Here is a 14,345-nt window from a genome sequence, read left to right as displayed (position 1 = left end):
TCACCTCACGGCCAGTCGGGCGAGCGCTTCTTCGGCGCCACTCGCGAGTTCGAGGTCTTCCCGGGGCCGGACGATCAGGGCGGGCACCGGCGAGTCCGCCGCGGTGACGATCCGGTCGACGTCGGTGTGCGGGACGCCGCCGGCGCGCAGCCCGAGCACACCCAGCCCGTCGAGGACCGACGTGATCACCTCCGGCTGGTACTCGGCGACGCCGCCGGTGAACACCACGGCGTCCAGCCTCGACAGGCTCGTCGCGGCGGCGCCGATCTCGCGGCGGAGCCGGTGCCGGTAGACGTCCAGGGCGACTTCGGCGTCGCGTTTCCCGTGGGCCGCCGCGGCCAGCACGCTGCGCAGGTCGCCGTTGGTGCCGCTCATCCCGGCCAGTCCGGAGCGGTGGAACAGGGCGTCGGCCATCTCGGCCGGGCTCATCGGCGCGGTCTGCATCACGTGCAGCAGCAGGCCCGGGTCGACCGAGCCGGACCGGGTCGCCATCATGGCGCCCTCCAGCGGTGTGAAGCCCATGCTGGTGTCGACGCCGTGGCCGTCGCGGATCGCCGTCACCGACACCCCGGCCCCGACGTGCGCGCAGACCAGCTGCAGCTCGTCGGGCGCCCGGCCGAGCAGCTCGGCGGTGCGGTGCAAGGCGTACTGGCACGACAGGCCGTGGAAACCGTAGCGGCGCAAGCGTTTCTGCACGGTCCACGCCCGCGGCAGCGGATACCGCGACGCGGCTTCGGGCATGCCGGCGTGGAACGCCGTGTCGAAGCAGGCCACCACCGGGATGTCCGGCAGCAGCCGGCGCACCTCCCGCGTCACCTCCAGCGACAGCGGCTGGTGGTTGGGCGCGAGGGACGTGAGCCGTTCGAGGTTCGCGAGCAGCGCGTCGTCGACCACGGCCGGGACCTTCTGCGATCCGCCGTGCACGAAGCGGACCGCGACGACGTCCACGTCGGACCACCGGCGGATCGCCTGGGCGACCGCGCCGGGGTCGGCCAGGTCCCAGGCGGTCCAGCCGACGGCGACGCCGTCGGCGATCAGCGAGACCTTCATGCTCGACGAACCCGGGTTCAGGGTCAGCACACGCACGGCTTTCCTCCGGTGCTTCAGTCCCGCAAGTGACGCAGGAACGGGTCGGTGGCGACGGGCCGTTCGAACCGGGCACGGACGTCGAGCGCCACGCAGCCATCGGCTCGGACCCGCACCGGGTTGAGGTCCAGCTCGCTGAGCTCGGGCACCAGCTCGGCGAGCCGGCTGACCTTCAGCAGCAGCTCCCGCACGGCCGCGCGGTCGAGCTGCCCCGACCAGAGCGCCTTCGACGCGCGCAGGCCGTCGAGCAGCTGATCGGCGTCGGCGCCGGTGAGCGGGGCGAGGCGGGCGGCGTGGTCGGCGATCAGGTCGGTGTCGACACCGCCGAGGCCGAACACGACCAGCGGCCCGAACACCGGGTCCGACCGCACGCCGAGCAGCACCTCGCGGCCGGGCTCGGCCATCGGCTGGACGGTGACCCCGCGCAGGGCGGAGCCGAAGCGGGCCCGGAAGGTGCGGAACGCGTCGAGGATGCGGTCGGCGCCGCGCACGTCCAGCAGCACGCCCCCGCCCGCGGACTTGTGCAGCAGCCCGTCGGCGTCGGCCTTCAGCACGACCGGGGTGCCCGGGTCGGCGGCCGCGGCGTCCATCGAGTCGCCCGCTTCGACGTAGGTGGTCTCCACCATCGGGATGCCGGCCAGGCGAAGCAATTCGACCGCGTCCGCGGGCGACAACCAGCCTTCCCGCCCGGTGGCGAACACTCGTAGCGCGTCGAGATCTTCCAGCGGCGCAAGGGAATCGTCGGTTTCGGGCCGGTTCAGCCACCGTTCGTAGCGGACGAGCCGGGCCAGCACGGCGGCGGCCGCGGCCGGGTCGTCGTAACACGCGGTCACGCCGGTGCCGGGCACCAGCGGGGCGACACGGGCGCGCTGCCCGGGGCGCACCGCGAAGACCGTCTTGTACTCGGGCGGTACCACGGTGGCGAGGGCGGTGCCCGGGTCACCGACCGCGGTGGGCACGGTCGCCGCGAGCACGGCGTCGACGCCGTCGTCGGCGAGCACGGCGCGCAGGGCGTCGGCGAACACCTCCGCGGGAACGGCCGCGGTCGTGTCGACCGGGTTCCGCACGGCGGCTTCGCGCGGCAGCAACTTCGTGAGGCGCTCCCTGGTGTCGTCGGACAGCTCCGCCATCACCAGGCCTTCGCGCTCGCAGGCGTCCGCGGCCAGCACCCCGGCGCCGCCGGCGTTGCTGACCACGGCCACCCGCGGGCCGCCCGGCAGCAGCTGCCAGGACAGCCCGGCGATGACGTCGACCAGCTCGGCGACGGTGTCGACGGCGATGATCCCGGCCTGCTCGAACAGCGCGTCCCGGGTGACGGCGGGCGTCGCCGCGGCGGCGGTGTGCGAGGCGGCGGCGCGCTGCGCGGTGTCGCCGCTGCCCGACCGGACGGCGAGCACCGGACGCGTGCGGGCGAGCTGCCGCGCCACGCGGCTGAACTTGCGGGGGTTGCCGAACGATTCGAGGTAGAGCACGGCGATTTCGGTCCGGCGGTCGGCCGTCCACCACATCAGCAGGTCGTTGCCGCTGACGTCGTACTTGTCGCCGGTCGAGACCAGGCTCGACATGCCGAGGCCGAGATCGCCGAGGGATTCCGCGAGCGCGATCCCCACGCCGCCGGACTGGGTCACCACGCCGATGTTGCCGGGACGCACGGTCGTGCCCAGGAAGGTCAGGTCGAAGGGCCGGTCCGGGTCCGTGGAGACGACCCCCAGGCAGTTCGGGCCCACCAGTCGCATGCCGTACTCGCGCACCGCCGCGTGCACCCGGGTCCCGGCCTCGGTACCGGTCAGCCCCGAGGAGATGATGACGATCGCCCGGACGCCGCGCTTCCCGCACGCTTCGACGGCGTCCGCGGCGGCGGGCGCGGGCAGGCAGACCACGGCGAGTTCGGGAGTACGGCCCAAGTCCGCGACAGTCGCCACGGCCGGCACGCCGAGGATCTCCTCGGCGTGCGGGTTCACCACCTCGACCGGGCCCGGGTAGCCGGACGCGACCAGGTTGGCCAGGACCGCGTGCCCGACCGAACCGGGCCGCCGTCCCGCGCCGATCACAGCGATCGAGGACGGCTTGAGGACGTGGGCCAGGCTGGCCGCGTCGGAGACGGAGTCGCGCTTCAGGACGGCGTCCAGATAGGCGGCGTCCTCCTCGAGGACCATCACGACGTCGCGCTCGGGGCCGCCGACGCTCGCCTCGAACCGCAGGCCGAGGTCGGCGAAGACGTGGAGCACCTTGGAGTTCTCGGCGAGCACCTCGGCGACGAAGCGCTTCAAGCCGGTTTTCCGGGCGTGGGAGACGAGGTGTTCCATCAGCAGGGTCGCGACGCCCTGGGTGCGCAAAGAGGCATCGACGACCAGCGCGACTTCGGCGTCGGCGGTGTCGCTCAGCTGTTCGTAGTTCGCCACGCCGACGAGCTCGCCGCGCAGGTAACAGCCCACGGCGTAGTGGCCGGGGTCGGTTTCGGCGGTCATGTCCGCGGCGAGTTTGTCCACCATGGACGGACGGGCGCCGAAGAACCGGAAGTAGGTGTCCTGCTGGGTGAGCCGGGTGTGCAGGCTCAGCACCTCGGCGGTGTCGGCCGGGTGCAACGGGCGCACGAGCACCACGTCACCGTCGGCGAGCAGGGCCCGGGAGCCCGCCTCCACGCTCATCGTTTCTCCTTGCACACCTGAAGGTGGGCGCGACCGGCCAAGGGGCCGCGCCCACCGTGGGATGGTCACCTAGTCCTTGGTGACCTGGATCTTCACGTGCTTGTCACGCGGGTGGTCCGAGACCGGCATCGAGATCTCGAGGATGCCGTCGGTGTAGGCGGCCTTGACCTTCGCCGGGTCGGCCCCGGCCGGCAGGCTGACCGTGCGGCTGAAGGTGCCGTAGTAGAACTCGCTGCGGCCCTCCGCGATCTCCTTCGCCTCCCGCTCGGCGGCGATGGTCAGCAGACCGTTGTGCGTCGTCACGGAGATGTGCTTCTCCGGGTCGAAGCCGGGCAGCTCCGCGCGGACGAGGTACTTTCCGTCCTCTGTGGACTCCTCGATCCGCATGGGGTTGTGCTCGGCGAACGGCCAGGGGTTGTCCAGCCACGCCGCGATGCTCGGCAACGCCAGGCGTGAACCCGGCACCAAGGCAGTCATCGTGTTTCTCCTTCCCGCGGCGACGGGCGCCGCACCACAAGGAGACCGCGGCCGGTGGGTTCGGCGACGCGGCCGGACTACCCGAACCGCGAGGACCTTCGTCACCGAAGCCCGCCCGGGGGACCTAAGCCCCTGTGCGCCATCCGGCGGCGCTGTCACCGTCGGCGGACCGGGGAGGAGCGGAGGAGACATGGACCAGCCTGCGGAAACCTGGAGCCTCGACGTCGCGGTCGAGCACGGGCCGGACCGGACCCGGGCGCAGATCGTGCTGCGCACCCCGGAAGGGCACGAGTTCTCCGGCGTCGGCCTCGCCCACCGGAGCGGACCCGCGCGGATCGCGGGCTACCTCGCGCTGGGCCGCGCCATGTCGGACCTCACGGAGGAGCTGGTCGAGGCGGCGACCACCGAACTGGAAGCCGAGGCCGGCGGCAGGTGGCGTACCTGAGCCGCTCAGCGCAGCGGCGCGGACCACTCCAGCTTCACACCGCCCCCGGGACCGGGCTCGAGGGCGAACCGGCCGCTCACCGCCTCCGCGCGTTCGCCCAGGTTGCCGAGCCCGCTCGGCGAGACGTCGGCGGGGATCCCCTTGCCGTCGTCGACCACGACGATGCGCAGCTGTTCGTCCTTGACCGCGACCGACACCGACAGCGTCGAGGCCTCCGCGTGCCGGACCGCGTTGCTGACCGCTTCGCGCACCACAGCCTCGACGTGCTCGGCCAGCTGGGTGGGCACCGTGTCGATCGGGCCGGACATGCTGATCGTCGGGTGCACCGGCGCGTCGTCGGTGAGCTCGGCGATCGCGTCGTGCAGGCGGTGCCGCAGCCGGGTCTCCCCCGCCGCGCCGCCGTGCAGGTCGAAGATGGCCGTCCGGATCTCCTGCACGATCTCGTGCATCTGCTGGATGCTGTCCCCGAGCCGCTTCTGCAGCTCCGGCGACTTCGTCCGCCGCTGGGTGCTCTGCATCGACAGGCCGACCGCGAACAGCCGCTGGATGACGTGGTCGTGCAGGTCGCGGGCGATCCGGTCGCGGTCGCCGAGCACGTCCAGCTCACGGGCGGCCCGCTGCTGCGCCGCCAGCTGCAGGGCCAGCGCGGCCTGGTCGGCGAAAGAGGCCACGACCGACAGCTGGGCCGACTCGAACGACCCCGCGCCGGGTTCCCGGACGGTGATGAGCACGCCGGTCGTGCGGTCGCCGGCGCGCAGCGGCACCACCAGGGCCGGCCCGAAGCCGAACTCCCGCAGGGCCAGCTCCGGCACGCTGCGGGGCGTCCGGTCCCGGTAGACCGCGCCGGGCACGCTGCCGTCGAGGGCGATGTGCAGGCCCGACAGCTCGGCCGCCCGGGCCCCGGCGCAGACGGTGACGGTGAGGTCGTCGACGTCGTCGCCCCAGTCCTCGTCGACGTCGAGGCGTCCGGAGTTCGGCAGGGCCAGCATGGTGACGTCGGAGCCGGTCAGCTCGAGCGCGCGGCTCGCGATGATGTTGAGCGCCTCGGCCGGGTCCGTGCCGCCCAGCAGCTCGGTCGTCACCTCGCTGGTCGCGGCCAGCCACTGCTGCCGCACCCGCGCCTGCTCGTAGAGGTGCGCGTTCTCGATGGCGATGCCGGCCGCGGCGGCCAGCGCCTGCACGACGACCTCGTCGTCGTCGGTGAACGGCTCGCCGTTCTTCTTCTCGGTCAGGTACAGCCGGCCGAACACCTCGTCGCGCACCCGGACCGGCACCCCGAGGAACGAGTGCATCGGCGGGTGATGAGCGGGGAACCCGACCGACGCCGGGTGGGCCGAAATCTCCTCCAGCCGCAACGGTTTCGCCTCGTCGATGACCACGCCGAGGACGCCGTGGCCCTCCGGCAGGTGACCGATCAGGCGGCGGGCTTCGTCGTCGATGCCGAGGTAGATGAACTCCGACAGGGACCCGTCTTCGGCGAGCACACCGAGCGCGCCGTACTTGGCCTCGCCGAGCTCGATCGCGGCCTGCACGATGCGCCGCAGCGTCGCGTCCAGCTCCAGCCCGGACGCGACGGCCAGCACCGCGTCGAGCAGGCCGTCCATCTTGTCGCGGGTGCCGATCAGCAGCTCGATCCGGTCCTGCAGGTCACGCAGTACCTCCCGCAGCCGCAGGCCGGAGAGCGTCCCCGCCATCCGCCTCGGGCCGTCCTCACGGTGCTGCCCGGCCTCGTCCACGGACACACCACACCGCCCTTTCCGGCCTCGCTCCTGGTGACTTTCTCCCCTTTCGGCGGCTTTGCCGAGCGAGAGATCGTCATTCGAAGCATTCCAGGACCACAGTGTGCCGCGCTGCGGCGCCAGGGGGAAACATGACACCACCCATCACCTCGGTCGGCCTGCTCGACCCCGATCAGGTGAAGTCCGTGCTCGGCGCGGCGGTGCTCGCGCCGTCGACGCACAACACCCAGCCGTGGCGGTTCCGCTGCACACCGGCGGGCCTCGAGCTGCACGCCGATCCGGACCGCGCGCTGCCGGTGGCCGACGCCGACCGGCGGGAGCTGCTGCTCTCGTGCGGCGCCGCGCTGTTCAACCTGCGCACGGCGATCCACGCGCTGGGCGCGCACCCGGCCACGACGTTGCTGCCCCGGCGGGACGACCCGACCCTGCTCGCCGTGGTCCGGCCGTTTTCGGCCCGCAAGCCGGACCAGCGGCTCGTCCGGCTGGCCGACGCCATCCCCCGCCGCCACACCAACCGCACCCCGTTCGACGCGGCCGTCATCCCGGACGCGGTGGTCGCCGAGCTGCGCCACGCCGCCGAGGTCGAGCAGGCCTGGCTGCCCCGGCTGGACCCGACGCAGCTCGAGCAGCTTCGTGAACTGGTGCACAAGGGCCACCAGGCCCAGGTGTCGGACCCCGCGTTCCTCGCCGAGTGGCGGCACTGGACCGCGCGCTCCCGGGACAGCCGCGACGGCGTCCCCGAGTACGCCGCCGGCGCGATGCCCTCGGCGGACGGCGGCTGGATCCTGCGCGACTTCGGCTCAAGCCGGCGCGGCCGGGTCGACGACTCCGAGCCCGTCGTCGTGGTCATCGGTTCGTTCGACGACCGGAAGGCCGACCGGATCCGCGCGGGTCAAGCGATGCAACGCGTCCTTCTCACGGCGACGGCAGCGGGCTTCGACGCGTCGTTCATCTCGCAGCCGGTCGAGGTCCCCGCGGCGCGGGCGGAACTGCGCACGCTGCTCGGCGGCGGGCTGTGGCCGCAGATCGTGCTGCGCCTCGGGCACGGCGCGCCAGTGCCGTGGACGCCGCGCCGGTCGCTGGACGACGTCTTGCTGGAGCCGGATCGCCTGAGCGCTTAGTTCCCCTGCTGGCGAAGCTCCGTGGCGAGGACAGCGGCCTGGGTGCGCCGCTCCATGCCCAGCTTGGTCAGCAGGCGCGAGACGTAGTTCTTGACGGTCTTCTCGGCCAGGAACATCCGCTCGGAGATCTGCCGGTTGGTCAGGCCCTCGCCGATCAGCTCGAGAAGCTTGCGCTCCTGGTCCGTCAGGTCCGACAGCGGGCCCTTCTTGGCCTGGCTGTCGCGCAGCTTCCCCATCAGGGCGGCCGCCGCGTGCGCGTCGAGCAGGGACTTGCCCGCGCCGACGTCCTTCACGGCCGAGACCAGGTCCATGCCCTTGATGTCCTTGATGACGAACCCGCTCGCGCCGGCCATCACCGCGTCGAGCATCGCCTGCTCGTCGGTGTAGGACGTCAGCATCAGGATCTTGAGCTCCGGCAGCTTCGAGCGCAGCTCGCGGGCCAGCTCGATGCCGTTGCCGTCGGGCAGCCGCACGTCGAGCACGGCGACATCGGGGTTGAGGGCCGGAATCCGGGCGAGGGCCTGCGAGACGCTGCCGGCCTGGCCGATCACCGTCAGCTCCTCGTCCTCGTCCAGCATGTCGGCGACTCCACGACGGACGACCTCGTGGTCGTCGACGAGAAACACGCGGAGCATCTCCGACCTCCTGTGACAGCGAAAGCACGACGGGGATCAGCCTACGACCACAAGGCCTCCGGTGGTGGTGACCAAAGTCCCCGGCTCCCGGCCGGAGGTCACGTTCCGGCCCGGAGGGGACCGGGGGCCGTCGAGGAAGTGACCAAGGACCCTCTCGCCGGAGGGCCCGCGGAACGGATGCTGCCCCGGTCGGCAAGAACCAGCGAGCAGGAGAATCCGGATGAGCACCCTGGACCTGGCGCGGTGGCAGTTCGGGATCACCACCGTGTACCACTTCATCTTCGTCCCGTTGACCATCGGGCTGTCCTTCCTGGTCGCCGGGATGCAGACGGCGTGGGTGCGCACCGGCAACGACAAGTACCGCCGGATGACGAAGTTCTGGGGGAAACTGTTCCTCATCAACTTCGCCATGGGCGTGGCGACCGGGATCGTGCAGGAGTTCCAGTTCGGGATGAACTGGTCGGACTACAGCACGTTCGTCGGCGACATCTTCGGCGCGCCGCTGGCCATCGAAGGGCTGCTCGCGTTCTTCCTCGAGTCGACGTTCCTCGGCCTGTGGATCTTCGGCTGGGACAAGCTCCCGAAGAAGCTCCACCTCGCGACGATCTGGATCGCCGCGACCGGCACGCTGCTTTCGGCGTACTTCATCCTCGCCGCCAACTCCTGGATGCAGCACCCGGTCGGCTCGGTGGTCAACCCGGCCACCGGCCGCGCGGAGCTCAAGGACTTCGGTGCCGTGCTCACCAACTCGACCGCCGTCGGCGCGTTCGCCCACACCATCACGGCCTGCTTCCTCACCGGCGGCGTTTTCGTGGTCGGGATCAGCTCGTGGCAGCTGCGCAAGAACCGCAACGCCGACGTGTTCCGGCCGTCGATGAAGCTCGCGCTGGTCACCGTCCTGATCGCGAGCCTTGGCGTCATCGTCACCGGTGACCTGCAGGCCCGGCTGATGACCGAGCAGCAGCCGATGAAGATGGCCGCCGCCGAGGCGCTCTACGACACCGTCGCGCCCGCGTCGTTCTCGCTGTTCACCATCGGCTCGCTCGACGGCTCGCAGGAAAAGTTCTCCATCCGCGTCCCCGGGGTGCTCTCGTTCATGGCCACCGGCACCTTCGACGGCAAGGTCGAGGGCATCAACAACCTCCAGGCCGCCGAACAGCAGGCCTACGGCCCCGGCGAGTACCGGCCGGACGTCCCCGTCACCTACTGGACGTTCCGCCTGATGATCGGCTTCGGCTTCCTCTGCCTGCTGCTCTCGGCGGTCGGTCTGTGGCTGTTCCGCCGCGGCCGCACCCCGCGCGCCAGGTGGTTCTTCCCGGCCGCCACCGCGGCGATCGCCCTGCCGTTCCTGGCCAACAGCGTCGGCTGGATCTTCACCGAAATGGGCCGTCAGCCGTGGTCGGTGTTCGGCGTGCTCAAGACCGCCGACTCGGTGTCGCCCACGGTGCCCGCGAGCAGCGTGCTGACCTCGCTGATCGTCTTCACCTTGCTCTACGGCGTGCTCGCGGTCGTCGACGGCGTCCTGATGGTCCGCTACGCCAAGGCCGGTCCCCCACCGCCCGAGGCACCCAGGGACGAAACCGATTCCGACGAGCCGCGGCCCGCGGCCTTCGCCTACTAAGCGCCGGAGACCCGTCATGGCCCTCACCGACATCTGGTTCCTGCTCATCGCGGTCCTGTGGACCGGCTACTTCGTCCTCGAAGGTTTCGACTTCGGCGTCGGCATGCTGCTGCGGATCCTCGGCCGCGACGACACCGATCGCCGCGTGCTGATCAACACGATCGGCCCGGTCTGGGACGGCAACGAGGTCTGGCTGCTCGTCGCCGGCGGCGCCACCTTCGCCGCGTTCCCGCTCTGGTACTCGAGCCTGTTCTCCGGGTTCTACCTGGCGCTGCTGCTGGTGCTGGTGGCGCTCATCCTGCGCGGGGTGGCGTTCGAGTTCCGCGGCAAGATCGACAGCCCTCGCTGGCGCAACGTCTGGGACTGGATCATCGTCTTCGCCTCGGCCGGGCCGGCGCTGCTGTGGGGTGTCGCGTTCGGCAACATCGTGCACGGCGTCCCGCTCGACGCGAAGCACCACTTCACCGGCACGTTCTTCACCCTGCTCAACCCGTACGCGCTGCTCGGCGGGCTGGCCACGCTCACGCTGTTCGCCTTCCACGGCGCGGTCTTCCTGACGCTGAAGACGACCGGCGAGATCCGCGGCCGGGCCCGGTCGCTGAGCCGCGTGCTCGGCGGCGCGGCGATCGTGTTCGGCGGCGTCTTCCTCGGCTACACCGCGATCGAGCACGGCGGCTGGTCCTGGCTGACGTCGCTGATCGCCGCGCTGCTGCTGGCCGCGGGCGTGCTGTTCGCCGCCGGTGACCGCGACGGGTTCGCCTTCGCGAGCACGGCCGGCGCGATCGTCGCCGTCACCGTGACGCTGTTCTGGTCGCTGTACCCGAACGTGCTGCCTTCGACGTCCGACCCCGCGTTCGGCCTGACCACGACGAACGCGTCTTCGACGCACTACACGCTGCAGATCATGACCTGGGTCGCCGTCGCGTTCACCCCGATCGTGCTGGCCTACCAGGCCTGGACGTACTGGGTGTTCCGCAAGCGCCTCGGCCGGGACTCGATCCCGGCCGGCGGCGGGCTCCCCGCGGGCCGGCGGTGAGGCCCCTCGACCCGCGGCTGCTCCGCCACGCGAGCGCGGTCCGGCCGTTCGTCCTCGCCTGCGCCGCCCTGGGCGGGCTGACCGCGCTGCTGGTGCTCGCCCAGGCGGAGCTGCTGGCGAAGACGATCACGTGGGCCTTCCTCGGCGGCGCCGCCCTGCGGAACCTGCTGGTCCCGGTCGGCATGCTGCTCCTGGTGGTGCTCGCCCGGTCCGGAATCGCCTGGCTGTCGGAGACGACCGCGCACCGCGCCGCCGCGCGGGCGCTCTCCCAGCTGCGGGAGACCGTCATCGGGGCGGCGCTGCGGATCGGGCCCCGGCAGGCGGACCGCTCCCCCGCCGAGGTCGCGTCCTTGGCGACGCACGGCGTCGACCGGCTGGAGGGCTACTTCGCGCGGTACCTGCCGCAGCTGCTGATCGCCTCGGTCGTGCCGCTGGTGGTCGGGGTGCGGATCCTGCTCGCCGACTGGGTGGCCGCGGTGATCGTCGGCCTCACCGTGCCCCTGATCCCGCTCTTCATGATCCTCATCGGCCTCTACACCCAGCGCGACGTCCGGCGGCAGTGGAAGACGCTTTCGTTGCTGGGCAACCACTTCCTCGACCTGGTCGCCGGGCTGGCCGAGCTGACCGCGTTCGGCCGGGCCCGCGCCCAGCTGCGCTCGCTGCGGGAGATCACCGAGAAGTACCGCACGCAGACCCTGAAGACGCTGCGCGTCGCGTTCCTGTCCGCGCTCGCCCTCGAGCTGCTGGCGACGCTGTCGGTCGCGGTCGTCGCCGTCTCGATCGGCCTGCGGCTGCTCGCCGGCGACCTCGACCTGCACACCGCGCTCGTCGTGCTGATCCTCGCGCCCGAGGTCTACCTGCCGCTGCGCGCGGTCGGCGCCCGGTTCCACGACAGCGCCGAAGGCCTGGCCGCGGCCGAGGAGATCATCGCGCTCGCCGACACGCCCGCCGGCGACACCGGCACCGCCACCGTTCCCGACCTGACCCGGGTGGCCCTGCGCTGCGAGGACGTCACCGTCGAGGGCCGGTCCGGGCCGATCCTGGACGGGTTCAGCCTGCGCGTGCCGCCCGGCGAGGTGGTCGGGGTGACCGGGCCGAGCGGGGCGGGCAAGTCGACGCTGCTCGACGTCCTGCTCGGCTGGCGGCGGCCCGATTCCGGGCGGGTACTGGCCGGCGACACCGATCTCGCCGACGTCGGCCGCGCGACCTGGCACCGGCACATCGCCTGGGTTCCGCAGCAGCCGCACCTGGTCGCCGGGACCGTGGCGGAAAACATCCGGCTGGGTTCTCCGGACGCGTCCGACGACGAGGTCCTCGCGGCCGCCGACGTCGCCGCCCTCGACGTCGCCCTGGACACCACGGTCGGCGAGCTGGGCGCCGGGCTGTCCACCGGCCAGCGCCGCCGGGTCGCGCTCGCCCGCGCGGTTCTGCTGGACCGGCCGCTCATCCTGCTCGACGAGCCCACCGAAGGCGTCGACGCCGAGACCGAGGCCGCCATCCTGGACCGGCTGCCCAAGGTCCTCGCCGGGCGGACCGCGGTGATCATCAGCCACCACCCCGCGGTGCTGGCCGGGTGCGACCGGGTCGTCACCCTCGGCGGCTCGGCTTCGGCCGTGGCTCCTTCACCGGACGCGGTCCCGGCGTCGGCCGCACCGGCTCGCCCGGTCGCCCTCGCACCCGCTGTCGACTTGTCCACTGTGGAGGGTTCACGGTCGAAGTGGCGGCCGCTGCTGGACGCCGTGCGCCCGCACCGGTGGCGCCTCGCCCTCGCCTGCCTCGCCGCCACGGCCGCCCTCGGCTGCGGGGTCGCGCTGACGGCGACGTCGTCGTGGCTGATCGCCAGTGCCGCGCTGCACCCGCCGGTACTGAGCCTGATGGTGGCCATCGTCGCGGTGCGCACGTTCGGCCTGGCCAAGGGCGTCCTGCGGTACATCGAAAGGCTGCTGTCCCACGACGTCGCCCTGCGCGCGCTGACCGAACTTCGGGTACGGGTGTGGGCTCAGCTGGTCCGGATCGGCCCGGCCCGCACGGCCCGGCTGCGCCGCGGTGACCTCCTGAACCGGCTGGTGTCCGATGTGGACAGCCAGCAGGACGTCCTGGTCCGCGGCCTGGTGCCGGGGATCGCGACGTTCGCGGTCCTCGCCGGGACCGCGGTCACCCTCGGCGTGCTCCTGCCCGGCGCCGGTCTTGCGGCCGCCGTCGGCCTGTTCGCCGCCGGGGTGCTCGCGCCGCTCGTCGCCGCCCTGACAGCCCGGCGAGCCCAGCGCGACACCGCGCGGCTGCGCACGGACCTGGTCGCGGGCACCGTCGAGCTGCTGCAGGCGTCGGCCGACCTGATCGCGCACGACGCCGCGGGCCGTCGCCACGCTCGCCTGCGTGCCCTCGACGCCGCGCTGACCGCGTCGGCTCGCCGGTCCGCGGTGCGGCGTGGGCTCGGCTCCGGGATCGCGACGCTCGGGGTCGGCCTGACTTCCTCGGCCTGCCTCGCACTCGGCATCGTGGCGGTGCGCGCGGGCACGATCCCCGGTCCCGCGCTGGCCGTGCTGGCGCTGCTGCCGCTCGCGACCGCCGAACTGGTGGCCGGTCTGCCGGAGGCGGCCCAGCGGCTGCTCGGAGCCGGGCACGCGGCGGGCCGGCTCGCGGACCTGGACGCCCTCCCGGCCCCGCAGACCGAGCCCGCGGCCGCCGAACCGGTGCCCGCCGGCGGCGAGCTCGCGGCCGAGCACCTGTCGGTCCGCTGGCCGGACGCCCGCCGGGACGCGGTCCAGGACGTGGACCTGCGGATCGGCCACGGCCGCCGGCTGACGCTGACCGGCCGGTCCGGCGCGGGCAAGAGCACGGTGCTCGCGGCGCTGATGCGCTACCTCGATCCCTCGGCCGGGCGCGTGACACTCGACGGCGCCGACACCCGGCGCTACCCCGGCGGCGCGGTGCGGGACCGGATCGCGTGGTGCGGCCCGGAAGCGCACCTGTTCGACAGCACCCTGCGCGAGAACCTGCGCCTGGCCCGCCCCAACGCCACGGACAACGAGCTCCGTTCCGCTCTCGCCCTCGCTCGCCTGGGCTCGTGGCTCAACCGCCTGCCCGACGGCCTGGACACCGCGCTGGGCACCCACGGCACCCCGGTGTCCGGCGGCGAGCGCCAGCGCATCGGCGTGGCCAGGGCGCTGCTCTCGGACCGCCCGATCCTGCTGCTGGACGAGCCGACGGCCCACCTGGACGCCCCCACGGCGGCGGCCTTGGCGGCCGACGTCCTGGCCTCAACCGAAGGCCGCTCGACGCTGGTGGTCACCCATCGGCCGGCGGACTTCGCGAACCTGCCCACGGTCGACCTGACGGCGGCTCGTTCGGTCGCCGCGGCTTGACGGTCGTGCGTGGGAATCGGTGTCAGGGCGGACCAATTATTTGTCACCCCCTGACTCGGATCCGCGGCCCAGTTGCGGCGAGGTCGCCACCCGTGGACCGCAACGGCGTGTCGGCTGTACCAAGGGCCGCGACCAGCACGGGGCGTAGGTCGGCAAATGCAGCTTCGCCGGA

The 14,345-nt window shown here is 72.5% G+C and carries 10 protein-coding genes; 5 read left to right on the top strand and 5 right to left on the bottom strand.

All coding sequences use genetic code 11. From position 1 onward, the window contains the following. From OHS18_RS47440 to OHS18_RS47430, 3 genes are all read right to left on the bottom strand, one after another. A complete protein-coding gene (locus tag OHS18_RS47440) occupies positions 1-1,086 on the bottom strand; it encodes an acetate/propionate family kinase (RefSeq protein ID WP_328615261.1) in 1,086 nt (361 codons plus the stop codon). A gap of 17 nt (positions 1,087-1,103) precedes the next feature. Then, positions 1,104-3,734 (bottom strand): GNAT family N-acetyltransferase, encoded by a 2,631-nt coding sequence (locus OHS18_RS47435; RefSeq protein ID WP_328615260.1) that lies wholly within the window; start codon positions 3,732-3,734, stop codon positions 1,104-1,106. Between the two features lie 69 nt (positions 3,735-3,803). Further along, entirely contained in the window at positions 3,804-4,211 is a 408-nt protein-coding gene (locus OHS18_RS47430; protein ID WP_328615259.1) for an Hsp20/alpha crystallin family protein, read from the bottom strand. Between the two features lie 190 nt (positions 4,212-4,401). On the opposite strand from OHS18_RS47430, the gene OHS18_RS47425 reads away from it, so the two are divergent. After that, positions 4,402-4,656: a dsRBD fold-containing protein gene (locus OHS18_RS47425; protein WP_328615258.1), complete on the top strand. Its 255-nt coding sequence runs from the start codon at positions 4,402-4,404 to the stop codon at positions 4,654-4,656. Between the two features lie 5 nt (positions 4,657-4,661). Here OHS18_RS47425 and OHS18_RS47420 read toward each other — a convergent pair whose 3' ends face one another. Next, entirely contained in the window at positions 4,662-6,350 is a 1,689-nt protein-coding gene (locus OHS18_RS47420; protein WP_328618698.1) for a GAF domain-containing protein, read from the bottom strand. Positions 6,351-6,526: 176 nt separating this feature from the next. On the opposite strand from OHS18_RS47420, the gene OHS18_RS47415 reads away from it, so the two are divergent. Beyond that, positions 6,527-7,516, top strand: coding sequence for an Acg family FMN-binding oxidoreductase (locus tag OHS18_RS47415; protein ID WP_328615257.1), 990 nt, complete (start codon positions 6,527-6,529; stop codon positions 7,514-7,516). Here OHS18_RS47415 and OHS18_RS47410 read toward each other — a convergent pair. Beyond that, the gene (locus OHS18_RS47410; RefSeq protein WP_328615256.1) at positions 7,513-8,151 is read right to left on the bottom strand and encodes a response regulator transcription factor; all 639 of its coding nucleotides are present in this window, start codon (positions 8,149-8,151) and stop codon (positions 7,513-7,515) included. The two genes, OHS18_RS47415 and OHS18_RS47410, sit on opposite strands and share 4 nt — an antisense overlap. Positions 8,152-8,371: 220 nt before the next feature. Between OHS18_RS47410 and OHS18_RS47405 the strand changes: the two genes are divergently transcribed. Genes OHS18_RS47405 through cydD form a run of 3 tightly spaced genes read left to right on the top strand, consistent with a single transcriptional unit; the run spans position 8,372 to position 14,173 of the window. Then, positions 8,372-9,772, top strand: a complete 1,401-nt coding sequence (locus OHS18_RS47405; RefSeq protein WP_328615255.1) for a cytochrome ubiquinol oxidase subunit I — start codon at positions 8,372-8,374, stop codon at positions 9,770-9,772. 16 nt (positions 9,773-9,788) lie between these two features. Continuing rightward, the gene (gene cydB, locus OHS18_RS47400) at positions 9,789-10,808 is read left to right on the top strand and encodes a cytochrome d ubiquinol oxidase subunit II (RefSeq protein WP_328615254.1); all 1,020 of its coding nucleotides are present in this window, start codon (positions 9,789-9,791) and stop codon (positions 10,806-10,808) included. Beyond that, a complete protein-coding gene (gene cydD, locus OHS18_RS47395) occupies positions 10,805-14,173 on the top strand; it encodes a thiol reductant ABC exporter subunit CydD (RefSeq protein WP_328615253.1) in 3,369 nt (1,122 codons plus the stop codon). Before cydB ends, cydD begins: the two co-directional genes overlap by 4 nt. The last annotated feature ends 172 nt before the right edge of the window (positions 14,174-14,345 follow it).

The sequence above is a fragment of the Amycolatopsis sp. NBC_00355 genome (assembly GCF_036104975.1).
GTDB lineage: Bacteria > Actinomycetota > Actinomycetes > Mycobacteriales > Pseudonocardiaceae > Amycolatopsis.
Note: the sequence above shows the minus strand (reverse complement) of the source record. Positions and strands in the feature narration are given on the sequence as shown.

What these genes read in the sequence shown, in the direction of transcription:
- OHS18_RS47435 (WP_328615260.1), bottom strand. Translation starts at nt 3,734, where the DNA reads ATGAGCGTGGAGGCGGGCTCCCGGGCCCTGCTCGCCGACGGTGACGTG.
- OHS18_RS47430 (WP_328615259.1), bottom strand. Translation starts at nt 4,211, where the DNA reads ATGACTGCCTTGGTGCCGGGTTCACGCCTGGCGTTGCCGAGCATCGCG.
- OHS18_RS47425 (WP_328615258.1), top strand. Translation starts at nt 4,402, where the DNA reads ATGGACCAGCCTGCGGAAACCTGGAGCCTCGACGTCGCGGTCGAGCAC.
- OHS18_RS47420 (WP_328618698.1), bottom strand. Translation starts at nt 6,350, where the DNA reads ATGGCGGGGACGCTCTCCGGCCTGCGGCTGCGGGAGGTACTGCGTGAC.
- OHS18_RS47415 (WP_328615257.1), top strand. Translation starts at nt 6,527, where the DNA reads ATGACACCACCCATCACCTCGGTCGGCCTGCTCGACCCCGATCAGGTG.
- OHS18_RS47410 (WP_328615256.1), bottom strand. Translation starts at nt 8,151, where the DNA reads ATGCTCCGCGTGTTTCTCGTCGACGACCACGAGGTCGTCCGTCGTGGA.
- OHS18_RS47405 (WP_328615255.1), top strand. Translation starts at nt 8,372, where the DNA reads ATGAGCACCCTGGACCTGGCGCGGTGGCAGTTCGGGATCACCACCGTG.
- cydB (WP_328615254.1), top strand. Translation starts at nt 9,789, where the DNA reads ATGGCCCTCACCGACATCTGGTTCCTGCTCATCGCGGTCCTGTGGACC.